Below are 2,857 nucleotides of genomic sequence, written 5' to 3'. Positions count from 1 at the left end.
GGTAGACAAGCACGCGAAGCTCCTGGTGGCTACGGGCAATCTTGGTCGAGAACCCGTCTACCAGGAGCTTCGTCGTTCCACCGATCTGTCCGACACGCGGTCAGCACCGTCAGGCTGGAAAAGGCTCACTCGCGGCACCGTGCGCTTCTTCTTCATCAGGCGGCGGAAGAACCGCCGGGCCGCGGCGGTGTTCCGGCGGTTCTGCACGAGGATGTCCAGGACGGTGCCGTCGGCGTCGACGGCCCGCCACAGGTACTTCCGCTCACCGTTGATCCTGACGAAGACCTCATCCAGATGCCATTTGTCGCCGGACCGGGGCTGCCGGCGGCGCAGCGCGCCGGCGTAGCTCTGCCCGAACTTGGCACACCAGCGGCGGACCGTCTCATGCGAAACGACGACACCGCGCTCCAGCATCAGCTCCTCGACCTCACGGAAGGACAGCGGAAACCGGAAGTACAGCCACACGCAGTGGGAGATGACCTCGACCGGGTACCGATGGCCCTTGTACGACGGCGACGCGTCCCCCACGGACAGCCCCCTCCAGCATGATCAACCCGGAGATCATCCCACCCAGTCAACCAACGTGACAGCACCCCCGCATGTTGTCCATCAGGTCCGGACCCATGATGCCGCCCGGGAAGCCGGGGAAGTTCTCCACCTCGGTCGTCTGCACCAGCGCGCCGCCGGCGGTGACCGCGCCCTCGAAGACCAGCGGCTTCAGCGAAGCGCGGGCGGTGTAGAGGACGGCGGTGTATCCGGCGGGACCGGAGCCGATGACGATGACCTCGCGTACGTCGTCTGTGCCGGTCACGCTGCTCACGCCTCCTGCTTGGTGTCGATCTCGGCGGTCAGGGCCTCGATACGGGTCTTGATCTCGTCACGGATCGGGCGCACCGGCTCCACGCCCTTACCCGCCGGGTCCTCCAGGGCCCAGTCGAGGTACTTCTTGCCGGGGAAGATCGGGCAGGCGTCGCCGCAGCCCATGGTGATGACGATGTCAGCGGCCCTGACGACCTCATCGGTCAGCGGCTTGGGGACGCCCCGGCGTGCGGAGTGCGGCTGGCAGGGGACGCCGCGGGTGTTCGCCTGAGATCAGAGGGGGCCCGGTGGCTGGAGAGGCCGGGCACCGAACGGCGTCGTGAAAGTACTCTCGAATGACGGTGTCGAACCGGCCACCGGTCCTGAGCGCCGCAAGGGGCAATCCGTCCATACGGGTTCGGCCTCAGGAAAGCCGCCAGGAGCATTCCCGCCGTAACGCGCGCGGGACGGCGCGGCCTTCCTCCCGTCCCGGCGCCGACGACGGACGGGGGACGCGGCATGGACCCAGCCTCCCCCGTCACATCACACGACATACCGGAATGCTCCACTTGATCTTTACGAATCGGCCATGATTTCCGGCGGCCCGGCGCGGCCGGACCGCCCGCCCGGGGCCGACGGCGACCTGAGCAGCCGCGGCGCCGTGCGGAGTCGGCGCCGCCGGAGAGTTCGGTGCGCCGCGATGAATGGCGCGTTGTCCACCGGTCGCCGCACCCCCGGAACCTTGCCGGAATCCGGGGCGACCGACGGGCCGTCACCCAATGGTCCGTCAGTTTCCCGTCGTATCACCCTGCGGACGGGATCCCGCAAGAGCCCCTTCCTTGCCAACCTGCTTGCGCACCCGGGGGCTCTCGCTGAAGCGTCCGAAAGCCACGCTTGTTGACAGGGGCATATCACGGCGAAGGTTCAACTACCGATGCGGCACCTCCAGGACGCCCGCACTGTCCGCAGGGCTGCCGCAGACGTGAACCGAGGGCCCGGACATCCAACGGACCCACGACCCCTCACCGGAGGACAAGTGAAGATCAAGACGTTCCTGTCGTCGGGCGCCTCCCGAAGAGTCCGTGCCGCCACCGTCGTCGCCGCCCTGGCGACCGTGTCCGCGCTCGTGACCCCCACCGCCATGGCGTCGGCGTCCGCGGACGCGAAGCCCACCGCGGCCCAGCTCGCCCGGGTCGGCGACGCGGTGCTCACCGCCGACGTCGGCGGCACGGCCTGGTACACCGACAAGGCGTCGGGCAAGGTCGTCGTCACCGCCGACAGCACGGTCTCGGCGGCGGAGATCAACAAGATCAGGAAGGCGGCCGACGCGCAGTCCGGGGCGCTGCAGATCAATCGCACCCCGGGCAAGTTCAACCGTCTGATCGCTGGCGGGGAAGCCATCACCTCCTCCGGCGTCCGCTGCTCCCTCGGCTTCAACGTCCGCAACTCCGCAGGCACGAACTTCGCGCTCACCGCCGGACACTGCACCAGCGGCCGGTCCAGCTGGAGCATCGGCACTGCGGTGCCGGGCCAGACCGTCTTCCCGACCTACGACCACGGGGTCATCCAGCACTCCAACCCCGCCGCATCCGACGGCCGCGTGTACTTGTACAACGGCACGTACCGCGACATCGTCAACGCTGGCAGCCCGACCGTCGGGACGCGCATCGAGCGCTCCGGCAGCACCACGGGTTACCGCACCGGCAGCGTCACCGGCCTGAATGCCACCGTCAACTACGGCAACGGCCAGCTGGTCTACAACACGATCCAGACCAACGCCTGCGCCCAGCCCGGCGACAGCGGCGGCCCGCTCTTCGCCGGCAACACCGCCTACGGCCTGCTCTCCGGCGGCAGCGGCAACTGCACCACCGGCGGTACCACGTTCTACGAGCCGGTCACCCGGCCGCTGAGCCTGTACGGCCTCAGCGTCTTCTAGGGCCTGTTGTGAAAGTGCTGGTCACAGCCACTCGTTGATGGCTGCGACCAGCACGGTCGCTTCGTAGCGGACGGCGAGTTTGTCGTAGCGGGTGGCGACGGCCCGGTGGCGCTTGAGCCGGTT

General features: G+C 68.5%; 1 protein-coding gene and 4 pseudogenes. 1 reads left to right on the top strand and 4 read right to left on the bottom strand.

Annotated elements, in window-relative coordinates; genetic code table 11:
* Positions 1 to 66 precede the first annotated feature (66 nt).
* From ORI94_RS35085 to ORI94_RS35075, 3 pseudogenes are all read right to left on the bottom strand, one after another.
* Positions 67 to 528: pseudogene (locus ORI94_RS35085) on the bottom strand (IS6 family transposase); the annotation flags it as partial.
* Between the two features lie 67 nt (positions 529 to 595).
* Positions 596 to 811: pseudogene (locus ORI94_RS35080) on the bottom strand (FAD-dependent oxidoreductase); the annotation flags it as partial.
* 5 nt (positions 812 to 816) lie between these two features.
* A pseudogene (locus ORI94_RS35075) lies at positions 817 to 1,035 on the bottom strand (phosphotyrosine protein phosphatase); the annotation flags it as partial.
* A 799-nt stretch (positions 1,036 to 1,834) separates the two neighbouring features.
* Here ORI94_RS35075 and ORI94_RS35070 point away from each other — a divergent pair.
* Positions 1,835 to 2,734 carry a S1 family peptidase gene (locus ORI94_RS35070; RefSeq protein WP_416237958.1) on the top strand — a complete coding sequence of 300 codons (900 nt, stop codon included), beginning with the start codon at positions 1,835 to 1,837 and terminating at the stop codon, positions 2,732 to 2,734.
* Positions 2,735 to 2,755: 21 nt separating this feature from the next.
* Here ORI94_RS35070 and ORI94_RS35065 read toward each other — a convergent pair.
* Positions 2,756 to 2,857, bottom strand: a pseudogene (locus ORI94_RS35065) (IS5/IS1182 family transposase); the annotation flags it as partial.

It is taken from the genome of Streptomyces sp. NEAU-W12, from assembly GCF_026242095.1.
In the GTDB taxonomy this organism is placed as follows: Bacteria; Actinomycetota; Actinomycetes; order Streptomycetales; family Streptomycetaceae; genus Streptomyces.
This window is presented reverse-complemented; position numbering and strand designations above follow the sequence as displayed.